The sequence below is a fragment of the Undibacterium sp. 5I2 genome, from assembly GCF_035019605.1.
GTDB lineage: Bacteria > Pseudomonadota > Gammaproteobacteria > Burkholderiales > Burkholderiaceae_D > Undibacterium.
The window spans coordinates 63,006-78,594 of sequence record NZ_JASJVS010000003.1 but is presented as its reverse complement, the minus strand read 5'-3'; the positions used below and the strand labels follow the sequence as shown (position 1 = coordinate 78,594).

Annotated in this window: 11 protein-coding genes; all 11 read left to right on the top strand. The window is 60.7% G+C overall.

The window, feature by feature from the left end:
* Window positions 1-52: 52 nt before the first annotated feature.
* The 11 genes from QN359_RS02105 to QN359_RS02055 all read left to right on the top strand — a co-directional run bounded on the left by QN359_RS02105 (window position 53) and on the right by QN359_RS02055 (window position 15,503).
* Window positions 53-6,349 carry an alpha/beta fold hydrolase gene (locus QN359_RS02105; RefSeq protein ID WP_322249070.1) on the top strand — a complete coding sequence of 2,099 codons (6,297 nt, stop codon included), beginning with the start codon at window positions 53-55 and terminating at the stop codon, window positions 6,347-6,349.
* A gap of 10 nt (window positions 6,350-6,359) precedes the next feature.
* Window positions 6,360-8,000, top strand: coding sequence for a 4-hydroxyphenylacetate 3-hydroxylase family protein (locus tag QN359_RS02100; RefSeq protein ID WP_322249069.1), 1,641 nt, complete (start codon window positions 6,360-6,362; stop codon window positions 7,998-8,000).
* A 1-nt stretch (window position 8,001) separates the two neighbouring features.
* A complete protein-coding gene (locus tag QN359_RS02095; RefSeq protein WP_322249068.1) occupies window positions 8,002-9,348 on the top strand; it encodes an MATE family efflux transporter in 1,347 nt (448 codons plus the stop codon).
* A 76-nt stretch (window positions 9,349-9,424) separates the two neighbouring features.
* Window positions 9,425-9,871 (top strand): GyrI-like domain-containing protein, encoded by a 447-nt coding sequence (locus QN359_RS02090; protein ID WP_322249067.1) that lies wholly within the window; start codon window positions 9,425-9,427, stop codon window positions 9,869-9,871.
* 38 nt (window positions 9,872-9,909) lie between these two features.
* On the top strand, window positions 9,910-10,542 hold the full coding sequence (locus QN359_RS02085) for a DUF6434 domain-containing protein (protein ID WP_323493551.1): 633 nt from the start codon (window positions 9,910-9,912) through the stop codon (window positions 10,540-10,542).
* A gap of 38 nt (window positions 10,543-10,580) precedes the next feature.
* Complete coding sequence (locus tag QN359_RS02080) at window positions 10,581-11,342, top strand: 4'-phosphopantetheinyl transferase family protein (RefSeq protein WP_323493550.1); 762 nt, start codon at window positions 10,581-10,583, stop codon at window positions 11,340-11,342.
* A gap of 1 nt (window position 11,343) precedes the next feature.
* Window positions 11,344-12,147 carry a thioesterase II family protein gene (locus QN359_RS02075; protein WP_322249064.1) on the top strand — a complete coding sequence of 268 codons (804 nt, stop codon included), beginning with the start codon at window positions 11,344-11,346 and terminating at the stop codon, window positions 12,145-12,147.
* Window positions 12,144-12,989, top strand: a complete 846-nt coding sequence (gene fabD / locus QN359_RS02070; RefSeq protein ID WP_322249063.1) for an ACP S-malonyltransferase — start codon at window positions 12,144-12,146, stop codon at window positions 12,987-12,989. The genes QN359_RS02075 and fabD overlap by 4 nt, the downstream gene beginning before the upstream one ends.
* 12 nt (window positions 12,990-13,001) lie before the next feature.
* Entirely contained in the window at window positions 13,002-13,670 is a 669-nt protein-coding gene (locus tag QN359_RS02065; RefSeq protein ID WP_322249062.1) for an iron-containing redox enzyme family protein, read from the top strand.
* On the top strand, window positions 13,661-14,110 hold the full coding sequence (locus tag QN359_RS02060) for a cupin domain-containing protein (RefSeq protein ID WP_322249061.1): 450 nt from the start codon (window positions 13,661-13,663) through the stop codon (window positions 14,108-14,110). Before QN359_RS02065 ends, QN359_RS02060 begins: the two co-directional genes overlap by 10 nt.
* 61 nt (window positions 14,111-14,171) lie before the next feature.
* Window positions 14,172-15,503 (top strand): 3-dehydroquinate synthase II, encoded by a 1,332-nt coding sequence (locus tag QN359_RS02055; RefSeq protein WP_322249060.1) that lies wholly within the window; start codon window positions 14,172-14,174, stop codon window positions 15,501-15,503.
* Window positions 15,504-15,589 lie beyond the last annotated feature (86 nt).

Here is a 15,589-nt window from a genome sequence, read left to right as displayed (position 1 = left end):
ACGCGCAGTAGCGCCTGCACAACGCGGGCAACTTTGATGAACAAGGGATGGTATGGCAATCGGTGATGCAAGCATTAGCGCCACGTGGCAAAAAAAGATAGAGCATCTGGTCGGGCAGGCAATCGCATTGGAGACCAAGCTTGATGAAAAAATGCTCAGAAGCGATACCGCATTCGAGGAATACGGGATTGAGTCGGTAATGGTGGTCGCTATCACACGCCGCCTAGAAGAAACTTTTGGAGAGCTGGCCAAGACGTTGTTTTTCGAGTTCCAGAGCATAGGCGAACTGTCTGCCTACCTAGCCCAGGAATATCCGCAGACCACGACGACGAGCGCACCGGTAACGACGCAGGCTGAGTTGGCTCCCCCTGCAAGTGCCACGCCAGCAATGGCTCTGCAATGGCCGGTGACGGCCTCGTCGGTCGCGCCACCACCGTCTGCCGCCGTACCGGTTGGTGCCGTCGCTCGCGTCGCCGCGCCCGTGCAGGAGGACTATATCGCCATCATCGGTATGAGCGGGCGCTTCCCAATGGCCGACAACATGGAGCAGTTGTGGGGCAATCTGGTTGAAGGCCGCAACTGCATCTCCGAAGTGCCAGAGACATTGTGGAACTGGTGCCAATATTGGACCACTGAGAAGGGCGTGGAAGGCAAGTCCTATACGCGCTGGGGCGGCTTCATGAACGACATCGACAAGTTCGATCCGCTGTTCTTCAACATTTCCAACCTCGAGGCGCAGTCGCTCGATCCGCAGGAGCGCCTGTTCCTGCAAACGGTCTACCATACGATCGAAGATGCCGGCTATGCGCGCGAGCAGCTGTCGGGCAAGAAGATCGGCGTTTATGCCGGCGCGATGTGGGGTCAGTATCAGTTGTATGGCACCGATACTGCCAACGCCGGCTCTTCCTACAGCTCGATCGCCAATCGGGTGTCGTACTACTTCAACTTCATCGGCCCGAGCATCGGACTGGACACGATGTGCTCGTCGTCGCTGACCACGGTGCATCTGGCCTGCGAGAGCCTGAAACGCGGCGAGACCGAGCTGGCCATCGCCGGTGGCGTCAACATCACCGTCCATCCAAACAAATATTTATTCCTCAGCAAAACCGGCTTTGCCTCGACCGAGGGTTTGTGCCGCAGTTACGGCGAGGGCGGCGATGGCTATGTGCCGGGCGACGGCGTTGGCGCGCTGCTGCTCAAACCACTGAGTGCGGCCGAACGCGACGGCGACCGCATCTACGGCATCATTCGCGGTACCGCCATCAATCACGGCGGCAAGGCCAATGCCTATACCGTGCCGAATCCAAAACTACAGACCGCGTTGATCCGGGAGGCGCTGCACACTGCCGGCATCGATCCGCGCACCATTAGCTACATGGAAGGCCACGGCACCGGCACCGCGCTAGGCGATCCGATCGAAGTACGTGCGCTAACCCAGGCCTTTAGCGAACACACCGATGAATTGGGCTTCTGCGCGCTCGGTTCAATCAAGTCGAACATCGGTCACCTGGAATCGGCCGCTGGCTTTGCCGGCATTGCCAAGGTGCTGCTGCAGATGCGTCACCGCCAGCTGGTGCCGTCGATCCATTCCGAGGTACTGAACTCGAACATTGATTTCGCCAAGACGCCGTTCGTTGTGCAGCGCACGCTGGCACCATGGAATCAGATGACGCTGCGGCAGGACGGTCGAGACATCCGCGTTCCGCGCCGTGCCGGCGTCAGCTCGTTCGGCGCAGGCGGTGCCAATGGCCACGTCATCTTGGAAGAATATGTCGCATCGGCCGCGCCGTCGGCGCGCGAGCCGGAAGTGAAACAGCTATTCGTCTTCTCCGCCAAGAACCATGAACAGATGCACGCCGTGGTGCGCCAGTTCCTGGCATCATTCGAACCGGTCGCTGCACCAGTCAAGGCTGCTCGCGCGGTCGACGCGGCGCAACGTGCCGCCGAGGTGATGGCGGTAATGGCTGATGCGCTCGGCGTGTCGGCGCAGTTGCTGGACACCGACGACAATTGGGACGACCTAGCGGTGGACACCGCTGCGGCGGACAGGCTGGCGCAACGTTTAAACCAAGCCTTCGACTGCGCACTGGCTGCTGACGAGGTACTGCAGTCAGCCAATGTCGGCCAACTGAGCGCACGGGTTCGCAGCGGCAGCGCGGCCACGCTCGATAGCTCTGCCTCGGACGCAGAGCGCTTTGAGCGCATTGCCTACACCCTGCAGGTAGGTCGCGAAGCGCTGTCGCGCCGTCTTGCTCTGGAAGCCGATTCCTTCGACATTTTGCGCAGCAAGCTGGAACGCTTCCTAGCCGGTGACGACAGCATTGATGCCTGCTGGACCAGTCCGAAGTACAACCGCGACCGAGTCCAGGCCGACGGGGAACAGGACCGCGAGTTCCTGCGCATGCTGGTGCAAGGCCGCCGCTGGAGCAAGCTGGGACGCCTGTGGTGCCAGGGCGCTACAGTACCCTGGGTGGACGGTTATCGCGGGCTGGGCCTGCGTCGGATCGACCTGCCGCTGTATCCATTTGCCAAGGAACGCTGCTGGGTTCCGACCGCGCCGGCCATTGCCGCTGCGGCCGCACACACCGTCGCCATCGCCAGTCAGGCAAGTCCGACGCTCGACTCCTGCCTTAATCCGCAGCGCAGCATGGGCGGCGCGCTAACCTTCGAGCTGCCGCTGACGGCGGCCGATCTGGACCCACAAGAAGGCGAGCAGCTCGCAAGCAGTTTGCGCGCTGGCCGTGCGCTGGCACTGCTGGGCGCCGCAGCCGACTACTTCCAGGGAGTGCGGACGCTGGCTGACCTGCGCTGGCAGCATCGCGCCACCGGCGCAGCGCCGCAGCAGTTGGCGATGACGATCGGCACCACGGCGCAGGGTCCGGTGGCGCAACTAAGCGGCGCCGAGAACGCCGAACTGGCCTGCGCCGAGCTGCGGCCCGCCAGCGGCGGCAATGGCCCGGTATCGGCCATCACCGACGTGGCGCACTGGTATCGCAACTGCCGGCACAAACTGCCTGGCTTGAGCGTGAAAGGCACCGGTGCCGACAGCTGCTCGCTAAGCGAGCTGGGCTGCGGTGACGATTTTGCGCTGGCCCGTTACACCGTGACCGGCGCTGTACAACAACCGTGGGAAATGGCCGCGCTGCTGGTCAGCGCGGCGATCGAGCTGATCGCCGCAGCCCATCTGCAAGACGGCATCGGTGATTGCGTGCAGTTCCGCGCTGAGCAGTTGCGCCTAGTCGACGTGCCTACGACCGACGGCTATCTGTTCCTGCGCCCGAGTGGGAAAGGTACGTTCGCAGTCGATATGCTCAATGCACAAGGCAGCATCTGCCTGACCTTGCAGGGCATGCGCGCGCAGATTAGCGAGCCGGTGTTCGATCGCATGTTCTACCGCCCGCAGTGGCAGGTGGTGCCGGCCGACGAGTTGGCTCCGCTGGCAATGCCGGCATCGACACCGGAAGGCGCGACGCTGCTGGTCTACCCGGCGGCGGCTGGCTTCGTGGCCACCGCCCTCAAGGCGCGCCTAGGCTCCAATGTCTATGAGATCGTGCTGGACGTCAAGACCGCAGTTTTGTCGGCGCAGTCCTGGAGCGTCGGTCCGGCCGACGCGCAGGCGCTGCCGGCCTGCATCGAGCATATCGGTCAGGTGGGGTCCGTGTACTTCTTGGGCGGAGTGAATCTGAGCCAGTGGCATCCACGCACCAGCAAGGACTTCCGCGACCTGCAAACGGGCAGCGTGACGATGCTGTTGCGTCTGGTGCAGGCGATTGAGAAGGGCAACCAGGCTCGCCGCCAGTGGGCCTTACGCATCGTCACAAATGCGGTGTTCCAAGTTGAAACGGACGACATCATCCAGCCATTCACGGCCGGCCTGGTCGGCTTCGCCAAGGCCCTGCCGAACGAGCTGTCGCACGTCAGCACGCAGCTGCTCGACATAGCCTTGGCTGAAGGCAGCCATGAGATGACACCGGCGCTGCTGGCCGACCTTGATCGCGTCGTCAGCGGTGCCATCGACAACCAGCAACTGGCGCTGCGCGGTGGCAAAGCGTTTCGCCGCAACCTACTGCCGTTGGCACTGCCTGCGGCAACTCAACCGGTGCTGCAGGACATTGGTGTCTACCTGATCATCGGCGGCGCTGGCAACGTCGGTGTACGCATTAGCCAGTACCTGGCCAGCGCCTGTGGCGCCAACATCGCCTGGATCGGCCGCCGTCCGTCCGACGACGAGATTGCAGCCAAGCTGGCGACGGTGTCGGACGATGCGGCGCGGGTGCGCTACTACCCTGCCGATATCTCCGACGACAAGAAACTGTCGAAGGCAATCCAGAAGGCAGAAACGGAGCTGGGACCGATCCGTGCCGTGTTCCACTCGGCCATGACCTTTGCCGGTGGTCGTCTGGCGACGCTGACCGACAGCGAATTCGTTGACGCGCTGCAGGCCAAGACGGTCGGCTCACATACCCTGTACCGCGCACTGCGCGGTCGCGCATTGGACTTTCTGATGTTCTTCTCGTCGGGCGAAACCTTTGTCGGCAACAAGGGCTGGGGTGCCTACACGGTCGCATGCAACTTCCAGGACGCCTTCGCGCTGCATCTGCGCCAGGAAACCGACTGGCCGGTGCATGTTGTCAACTGGGGCTTCTGGGAGGGTAATGACCGCGGCGATCCAGAACTGCTGCGCGCCAAGGGCATCTTCCCCCTAAAAGCGGAACAGGGCGGCGAGGCGATCACCCGCATCGTCGCCGCTAACCTCGGCCAAGCGATGGCTCTGAATGTCAGCGATGTCGTGCTGCAGCGGATGGGCGTCAAGTTACCGCAGCCAGCCATACTCGAAACTGCCGTAGCCGTCAGGCCGACGGTGCCGCTGCCGCTGCCGCAAGTCGCCGTTAGCCCTCAGGCCGAGCAGGTGATCGAACAGATTGCACAAAACAGCAAAGTAGCGCACGTGGATGCAGCACTGACGCTCGACGCGGTGGCACAGAGCGTGCGCGTGATCGTTGCCGATACACTGATGATTGCACGTGAGAAAATCGACATCGATGCCGATCTGAGCGATTTTGGTGTCGATTCGCTGATTGTGGTCAACCTGCACCGAGCCTTGGAAGAGCTGGCTGGCACTCTACCTGCCACCTTGTTCCTGAACTATCAGTCGGTACGCGAAGTGGCCGAGTACCTGATCGCCAACCATGTCGAGCAGGCGGTTCAGTTATTAGGCGGCAAAGTCAGCGATGGGTCCACGACGGCCGCCACTGTTGCTGTAGAGCACTCGTCGGCTGTGGTAACCGCACCGCCAAAACCGCCAGTTGCTACCCAGCGATATCCCGGCGCCAAGCTGCTGCGCACCGTAGCTGGCGTCGACATTGAGGATTTCCTGTTCTCGTACGGCGACCTGTACCGCGACGGCAAGCTGGCGGTGGCAACCGCCGACGCACCAGACAGCGCCGACCTGTGCAGTGCGTCGCCGGACGACCTACAGCATCTGCTGTTCGACGTGCCGTCCTGCCCACAGGTCGAGGTGTTCGTCACCGGCCAGGGCACACCGCTGCTGTTCATGCCGGCGGTCGCTTTGACCATTCCGGTCTGGCTCAAGCAGATCCAGTCGCTGCGCGCGCATTACCGCCTGATCGTGATCCATGCGCCAGGTTACGGCCTGAGCAAGGGTATCCGCGAGTCGACCACAGCAGGCGTGTCGCGCGTCTTCTCCGAAGTGCTGAAGGTGCTACTGACGGACCAGCCAGTGCATCTGGTGTCGTCCTGCTTCGGTTCGATCGCAGCCAGTTACATCGCACGCTTCTATCCGCAGCAGGTAGCCTCGCTAACCATGGTTGGCGGCTTCTACGACGCTCTCGACTTGCCGCCGGTTGCCGGCGACAACCTGTCAATCGATGAAATCATGCAGATGATTAAGGTGGTCTCCGGCTCGCTCAAGATCGACTTCGAAATGGTCGCCGCGCAGTGGGGGGAAGCCGATCCGTTGCGTCTGAACACCGAGCGTATGGGTAATTTGCTGATTGGCAGCCAGTGCGCCAATCCTCTGGTGGCGATGCGCTATCTGAACGAGATGACCACCTTGTCGACACTGGACTGGGTACGCCAGTTGCAGACGCCGGTGCAATTCCTGTTTGGCGATCTCGACACAGTGATCCGCCCTCTGCATTCGCACACCATGCACGAGCAGTTGCCTGGCTCGACGCTGATCGATTTGAGCGGTTCCGGCCACTATCCGTTCTTAACCCACAACGTTCAGTTCGACCAGTTGCTGACGCAGTTCGTACAGCGAGTCGAACAGCAGGACCGTGGTTCTGCCGATGCTGGCTTGGCGCTGGTCGATCATTTCTCAACGTAAGGTTGCTCAAATGAGAACTACTCCGTTTTGCCAACTGGATTACCAACTCGATATGAGACTGGATCACGCCAGCGGCGCCCTGACCGGCCCGGCGTATCTGGACAGTCTCGATGACGCGCGCGAGGTCTGGCTCGATGGCCAGCGCGTGCGCGTCACCGAGCACCCGGCATTTGCCGGGCTGCGCAACGAAATGGCACGCCTGTACGATCTGCAGCACAGCGAGGCTTGCCGCGACGCCATGACAGAGACTGTGGCCGACACCCCTTATCGGGTCAGTCGTTCCTACTCGCTGCCGCATGACGAGCAGCGGTTGGAGGCTAAGTGGGCAAATTCTCACCTGTGGATGAAACACAGTTGGGGCCAATTGCCACGGGTGCCGGACTTCATGGCCAACGTGGTGATTGGCCTGTACGACTACCGCGCCGAATTGGCGGTGGTCGATCCGCAGTTCGGTGCCAATGCGGCTCACTATCACGCCTACTGTAGTCGACACGATCTGAGCATCACCCACGCGATCGGCGACCCACAGATTGACCGCTCGTCGGGTCCGCTCGAGAGCGCCGATTTGGCCTTGCGGGTGGTCAAGGAGACGCCGGAAGGCGTAGTGATTCGCGGCGCCAAGCAACTGGCCACGATGGCGCCGTTCGCCCATGAGGTGCTGATCTACATGTCGCCGACCTTCGCCATGCGCGACAAACCTGAATTCGTGATCTGGTGCGCGCTGCCGATGCAAACGCCCGGCCTGCGCATCATGTGCAGGGAGGCGCTGGCGCGACCCGAGAACAGCTTCTCCCATCCGTTCGCCAGCCGCTATGACGAGCAAGACGCGATGCTGTTTTTCGACGACGTTTTTGTGCCGCGCAACCGCATCTTCCTGCTCAACGACAGCAAGACCGCGTTCGATGGGTTCCGCCGCCTCAATGCTTGGTCGCTGTACGTCGGTCAGATCCGCTTCTATCATCGCATGCGCACCCATCTGGCGGTGGCGGCGATGGTATGTGAGGCCATCGGCGTGAGCGACTTCCGCGAGGTGCAGGGCAAGCTGGGCGAGTTGACCACTTATGTTGAGATGGCGCGTCTGGCTCTGCTCGGCATGCAGCGGGAGTGCTCACGCACTGCTGGCGGTATGCTGGCGCCGAGCTCGACACTGGGACCGGATACCTTTGCGGCTCAGTTCGGTACCCGCGCCAGCGAAATTCTGCGCGAGCTGGGGGCTTCGGGTTTGCTGATGCAACCGAGCGAGGCCGACCTAGCCAACCCAGAACTGCGGCCGCTGCTGGAACGCTATATGCGCGGTAAGGACATCGATGTAAATCGCAAGTCGCGCCTGTTCCGCATGGCCTGGGACCTGACCTGCGACAGCTACGGCATGCGCCAAGAATTGTACGAAAAATGGAATCGCGGCGATCTGGCGCGCAACCGCATCGCCCTGTTTAAGCAGTTCGATCGCAGCGAGCTCGGCCAGCGCATTCTCGACGCGATTGCTGATCCGGAGGCACCGGCAGTGCCGCCGGCGCAGGCCAGTCCGATGGACCCGACGCGGGCAATTCCGTTCACCGCTGCGCAGATCCAGATCGGACACCAACAACGCCCGGTCCACGTCGTCGCCGACGTCGGCCCCGCTGACCTCTCATCCAATAAAGGAAAATAGCATGACTAATCAGCAAAAATCGTCTTCCAACCAGCAGCAGCATCTGCCACCGGTCTGGGCCATCGTAATACCAGTGTTCATCGAACTGCTGCTGACATTTTCGGTCTTTTTCTCAGACTCGTTCTTCCTTAGCCGTATTTCTGACAAAGTGGCGGCCAGCGTCGGCACCGTGATTCCATTGTTCATGATGTGCGTGCTGGTGTTCATGATGATGGCCCAAGGCGCCAGCAATGTGGCTGGCCAGTTCCTCGGCGCCAGGCAAAACGGCGAAGTGGCGCGGGTCTATTGCGCCGCCTTGCTGATCAATCTGTTGCTCGGCGCTGCTGCCGCGCTGACGCTTGGCCTGGGCGCCAGTCCAATCGCCGCCGCGCTTGGACTGGAAGGCAGCGCGCAAGGGAATGCGGCCGATTTCATGCGCGATATTGCACCGGCGCTGCTGCTGATCAGTGTGAAGTACGCCTTGGCCTGCGCCTTCGTATCGCATGGCAAAACGGTATGGAATATGTTCGGCGGGCTGATCGCCATTGCCGTCAATATTGTGCTCAACGTGGCATTTCAGCGCATGCAGATGGGTATCTTCGGCGTCGCGCTGGCCACCATTCTGGCGCAGGTGGCGGTGATCGCGTTTTACGTGGTGATCGTGACCGGCGTCATGCGGGTGCGCTATAACTGGACGGCCTTCCTGCGTGACGTGGCGACGCCGGTACGCACGGTGCTGCGGATCGGTGTGCCGTCGGTGATCCAGCCGGTTTCCTCCGAAGTGGCGATGCTGGTCATCTCGGCGGCTGCGGTGCGCCTCGGCACCGAGGCAATGGCGGCGCGGGTCTACGTGATGAACCTAGCCACGGTAGCGATCTGCTGGGCCGCAGCCGTATCGATCGGCAATCAGGTGCTGGTAGCGATCTTGGTCGGCGCCCGCCAGCCTCAGGCGGCCGACGCCGTGCTGCGCAAGAATCTGAAAATCGCCATTGCAGGTAGCCTGATCATTGCAGTGATGCTGCGTCTGTTCGGATCGCAGCTGATCGGCATCTTCACTCAGGATCCAAAAGTACTGGCCATCAGCCTCGATCTGCTGGCAGTGGGGATCGTACTGGAAGCTGCCCGTTCCTTCGGCACCTTGTCCAGCTTTGCGCTGAAGGCCGCAGGCGACGCTAATTTCCCGGCCATGGTCGGCGTCGGGGTGACCTGGTTGGTGGCGGTACCTCTCGCGCTGTATCTGTGTTTGTATGCCGGCGTCGGCATGGCAGGTCTGTGGGTCGGCTTGGTGGTCGACGAGGGTCTGCGCGGCATGATCAATTACTTGCGCTGGAATTCCGGTGTCTGGCAAGCCAAATCAGTGATCGCCTGAGGCGGCGTCGCGACCCCGACATTGCTAATACTACCCACACTACATTACTTTTAATCATCAATTGGAGAAACTCAAGATGGAACAAATGACATACGAATTGGTCTCGCTGGAACCTATAACGATTGCTGGCATCAGCCTGCGTACCAACAATAGTGGGGCCGGCATGGAGAAAATCCAGCAGCACTGGGGCAATTTTTTTCAGCAGGACGTGCTGGGCAAGATCGATGGCAAGCAGGAGTCGGCGATCTGCGAAGCCTATTTCGACTACGAAAGCGACGCCAACGGTGCCTACACGCTGATGCTGGGCAGTCGGATCGAGCCGTCGGCGAAACCGGTCGCCGGTTTACAGACCTGCACCCTGCCGGCGGCGAACTACGCCAAGTTCCATATCAATAATCCGCAGGCGATCCGCAGCGCTTGGCAGCATATCTGGAGCCGCGACGATCTGGTGCGCAGCTATAGCGGCGATTTTGAAGTGATTGGTGAAGATGGCGCGGACATCTATGTGGCTGTGAGGCAGTGATGCGGCCTACACAACAGCCTGTGCGTAAAAAGACCGGTATGCTCAAAGTCCATCCGGACCGCCCCGCGCTGGAGATAGGCATGGTGCCGGAGGCGCTCGACCAGTTCTATTGGTATATGGAGGAACTGGTCGCCTTTTGCCGCGCGGCCGGACTGGCCACGGCCGGGCACAAGCACGAGGTGATCGAGCGGGTGCGCCGACAGTTGCAGCATCGCGCGCAGCCGGATCTGTGCAAGGTGGCGGTGGTGGCGCGCAAAAAAACCGGTGAGGTCGTCGTGCGCAAATTCGGACTGGATGAGCCGATCGGCCCCAACTACAAGTGCGACGCTGAAACGCGTGCCTTCTTCGAGTCCGTGATCGGTCCGCACTTTCATTTCACCGCGCATTTGCAGCGCTTTCGCAGGGCGCGTGCGGAGCAAGCTCTGACGTACGGCGACCTGGCGCGCGAGTGGGTGGAGGAGTTGGAGCGTCGCAAGGACAAGAGCTACACCCCGACCATCATGCACACATGGGAATACAACACCTTTGTCAGGGACTATATGCGCGACAAGCAGCGTAACGCGGGCAAGACAATGAAGGACGCCGCCGCAGCGTGGAATGCGGTGCGGCAGTCGTGTGGACCGCGCGATTACGCCAGCAGCATCGCATGCGCCGCGCCGCCGCCAGGGTAGCGTGCGCTCAAGATATTTGGCAGTAAGGAAAAGCAATGATGGATGCGCAAGTCAATCGGGCTAGCGGCGTTGTCGCCGTCCGTCCGGGCGCGCTGCCGGACGGTGAATTACATGTTTGGCAGGTGCGACTCGACGACGAGCTGGTGCGTGCCGAGGATTGCCTGGACGTGATTGACCACACCGAGCGTGAACGCGCCGAGCGTTTTGCCTTTCCGCACCTGCGGCGGCGCTACCTTGCGGCGCACGCCGCGCTGCGTGGCGTTCTGGGGCATGTGCTGGGTCAGGCATCGTGCCGGATCGAACTGAGTATCGACGCCAACGGCAAGCCTAGGCTGGCGCAGAGCGGCTTGCCGCTGTTTTTTAATCTGTCGCACTCAGGCGACTTGGCGCTCGTCGCGCTGTCGACTCAAGCTGACGTTGGCGTCGATATCGAGCAGTGTAGGCCGATGCCGCAGTTGCTGGCGCTGGTGGAACGCCATTTCAGCCGGATTGAACAGGATGCCTTCTGGGGGCTGGGCGAGCCACAGCAACTGGCAGGATTCTATCGTTGGTGGACCTGCAAGGAGGCCTGTTTGAAAGCGACGGGACTGGGGCTGCGCTACCCGTTGGATGGGTTCAGCATCGAGTTCCGCCCCGGTCATGCGACGCGCGTGATGGAGGCGAGCGTGCCCTTGCAGGGCTTGCATCTGCAGTCGCTGGCATTGCAGCAACTTGGCTGGTGCGGCGCGGTGGCACTGGCCAGCCCAAGCGCACCAGCGCTGGTGATGCGGCGCTGGTCATGGAATGGATGGAGATTTTGATATGTTGGAGTTGAATGTCGTAGTACCGGGCGTAGTAGCGCGTCCGCACATTGCCAAGTCGCCCTGGATAGGCGCGCAGACGCAGGCACCGCAAGCGCGCTTGAAGCTGATCGCCTTTCACCATGCAGGCGGCAATGCCGGCTTCTTTCAGCCTTGGGTGAAATATTTTCAAGGGCTGGACTGGGTTGAATTTGTCGCGATCCAGCTGCCGGGGCGCGGCCGGCGCCTGTCGGAACCCCCGCTGCACGATTTACCGGCGCTGCTGCAAGCAGTCGAACAGGGTGTGGCACCCTTGCTCGACCGTCCGTATGTGCTGTTCGGTTTTAGCATGGGTGCCATCATGGCGTTCGAGCTGGCGTTGCGCCGCCAGCAGCAGGGCCTGCGCGCGCCGTCGGCGCTGATCCTGGCCGCGCGCGGGGTGCCGCGCACGGCAGCTCTGACCCGCGGTGCCTTCTCGCGCGAGAAGATCGTGCGCGAATTGCAGCGTCTTGGCGGCACCGACCCGGCACTGATCGAAGACGGTCCGTTCATGGATGTGTTCATGGGCACGTTCCAAGCCGATTTTGCCGTGGTCGATGCGCATTTCTGCGACCGGCCGCAACTTCTGCAATGTCCGCTGCATGTCTGGGGCGGGGCTGACGATCCGGAAGTGTCGATCGAACGGATTTACCGCTGGGATACGTTTGCCGGCCGCAGTTTTGTCGGCCGCCTGTTCCCCGGCGACCATTTTTTCTTGAAGACTGCCCAAGCGGCGGTATTTGACAACTTGCTCCGTATTCTAGATACGGTTAGGAGATCGCAATGATTACGTTCATGTTTCCTGGACAGGGAGCGCAGCACAAGGGAATGGGACGCGAGGTGTTCGATCTGTTCCCCAACGAGATGAAACAGGCCAAAGCCATTCTGGGCTATGAACTCAAGGATCTGTGCGAGCAGGCCGGTCCGCGTCTGAACGATACCGCCTATACCCAGCCAGCGCTGTACACAGTCAATGCGCTGATGCAGATGGACATTGCACGCCGCAGTGGCGTGCGGCCGGACTATGTAATCGGTCACAGTCTGGGGGAATACAACGCCCTGTTGAGCGCTGGCGTGTTTGATTTTCAGACCGGACTAGATCTGGTGAAGAAACGTGGCGAGCTGATGGCGCGTGAAAACGGCAAGGGCAGCATGATCGCCGTGCTCGACCCCGACCGTGCAGTGCTCGAGGCTATCGCGGCCGAACTGGGCGACGATTTTTGCATCGCCAACGACAACGCGCCGAGCCAGTTAGTGTGCGCCGGTTCGATGGCGGCAGTCGACGCGGCCAGCAAGAAGATCGCCGCACTGAACGCAGGTAAGGTGATACCGCTCAAGGTCAGCGGTGCCTTTCACACCCGTTTCATGGCCGACGCGGCAGAGCAGTTCCTGCAGTACTGCCGGCAGTGTTCGTTCAAGCCACCGCAGCTACCGGTGATCTCGAACCAGTCGGCCCGGCCGCACGGCGACACCGGCTGGGCCGAGAAACTGGCGAAGCATCTGACCAGTCCAGTGCAATGGCGCCAGAGCCTGTCCTATCTGGCGCAGCGCGGACCGATGCTGTTCCAGGAAGTGGGACCAGGCACGCTCCTGACCGGCCTAGCCAAAAACAATCTACACACTAATTAAAAAAGGGAAATCATGTATCAACGTGTCACCGAAGACTATATTGAACGCCTGCGCAGCCACCCATTCATCCAGCGCTGCCGCAACGGCACGATCACGCGTCACGAGCTGAACGTCTTTGTGGCGCAACACGCGAAATACAGCGCCTACTTCACGCGCTACCTGTGCGCGCTGATCGCCAATCTGCACGATCCGGACGACGTGCTGCGCTTGGCGGAAAACCTTTCCGAAGAACTCGGTTTCGGCGAGAAATCGGGCGAGCCGCATGCGCGTATCTTTGCGCGTATGGTCGACGACTTCGGCATCGATCTGCGGCAAATCCAGATGTTTCCAGAAACGGAGCAGCTGATCGCCACTACCTTCCACTACTGCAAGCAGCAAAACCCGGCGTATGGACTGGGCGCGTTGTGCCTGGGTGCCGAGGCGATAGTGCCGCCGCTGTATAGCGACATCATCAGCGGCTTCGTCGCCAATGGCATTGGGGCCGAGCAGCTGCGTTTCTTCCAGATCCACGTCGAGTGCGACGACGACCATGCCGACACTATGCGCGCCATCCTGGCTCGTCTACAGCAGGACAATCCCGAGCAGGCCGAACGGATCATGGAGGGTGCGCAGGCAATGATCGAGGCGCGCCTTACGTTCTTCAACGGCGTACTGAAAGGAGCGCAGCAGTTATGTCATTGACCAGCCATTCGTCGGCTGACTTCGGCCGTGTTCCGTCCGAGTTGAGCGTGGATTTGCCGCAGCGTCTGATCCATACTAACGTGACCGGAAATCTCAATCAGGACGAGCAGGCCTTCTCGCACGACCGAAAGCACCAAGTCAATATTGTTGACCTGCCGTCGCGTGTGATCAGCATGACGGTGGGAGGCCTGGAGCCCGGCCAAAGCACGCGGCGCCACCGTCATAATTACGAAACCCTGATCTATGTGCTCGAGGGCAGCGGCATGTCCATCATCGGCGGGAGCGAGGTAAGGTGGCAGCGTGGCGACGCTTTTTATGTACCCGTGTGGGCATGGCATGAGCACATCAACGTGAGCGTCAGCGACAAGGCCAGTTATCTGGCGTGCGAAAACGCGCCGCATCTGCAAAACCTCGGCATTGCACTGCGCGAAGAAGCCTGAGACAGGCGGCGTCAGTGCCGCTCAGAGACAGGTGTATACATCCTTTTTGAGAACGTTAGACATGTTAGATTTAGCAGAACACACTACTTCATCCCTAACTCCTGAAATGGTCGAGCTAGCCACGCCGCAGCCAACAGCCCCGGCAGAAGTGGCGTCTGCCGCGCTCGGTGCCGGCGAAACGCAGTGGTGGTTCGACGCACGACAGTTGGCTAGCAAGGAAATTCTGCCAGCAGTGGAAGAGAGCAATTGCACCCATATTGTGCTCGACCATGCGCAGCACCGCTCTTTCATCAGCGCCAAGCGCAAGGTGGTGGCTATTGACAGTGCGGCCCAAATGAAGGACTTGGAGCCAGGCGCCTGGGTATTGACCAGGGACGAGGCGATCCGCCTGAAGGCGGTGGCCTTGGGACACAAGGCCGGGCTGTTCATCGATGTGATGAATCTAGAGACGGAGTTCCCCCATTGCATCGCCGTATGTGAGCGAGGCGACGATTTCGTTGTGATCGACATTGAACACGCGACCTATATTCCCTATGAACTGCTGCTGGCAAAGACAGAGGGCAAAGCCACCATGATTTTGCGTAACGTCCCGATTAAGGGACTCGATGGCGTGGTCGACGACGTCAACCAATCGCTGAATGCGTTCGCGACGATGGAACACGGCATCGGCGTGTTGATGCGCACTGAACAACCGGAAGTCATTGCCAACCTGACGCGCGGCCTGGCGCGTCGCCAGGATAGCCATCTGACGCTAGTGAAAGCCCGGGTCGAGCAAGTTCAGCACACTGGCATTGGGCACCGTGTTTGCGTCGATACGACCTCGCTGATGACGGCGGAGGAAGGCATGATCGTCGGTTCGACCGGCTGGGGTGGTCTGTTCGTCTGTTCAGAAACCCACTATCTGCCGCATATGAACTTGCGTGAATTCCGCGTCAATGCCGGTGGTGTGCACTCTTATATATGGGGGCCGAACGACAATGTGATGTATCTGAGTGAAATGGAGGGCGGTGCCGAGGTGCTGTGTGTCGATCTGTATGGTCAATGCCGCGTCATCACGGTGGGCCGAGCCAAGATCGAGCGTCGGCCCTTGCTTAAGATACGCTGCAGCGTCGCGCTCGACGATGTTTCGCTCGAACTGAGACGCGCAGTCGAACTGGCCAATGCGGCGCAGATTGAGGTAACGCCGACCAACGAGGCTGCGCCGCTGGAGGATCCGAACCGGATTTATCTGAACACATTCTTGCAAAACGACTGGCATGTTCGGCTGATGGGGGGCGATGGAAAAGTACGGCATGCAACGTTGCTGCAGCCTGGCGATGTACTACTGGCTCATGTTGCGTTGCCGGGGAGGCATACTGGTCTCAAGGTGGCGGAGCATATTATCGAAAAATAGATGGTAAAGTGGCCCCCTAAGTCCAGACAATTATTCAAAGAGTTTAAGATAGTGCCTGTTTCTGCCACAGCTGCGCGGCGCTGCCC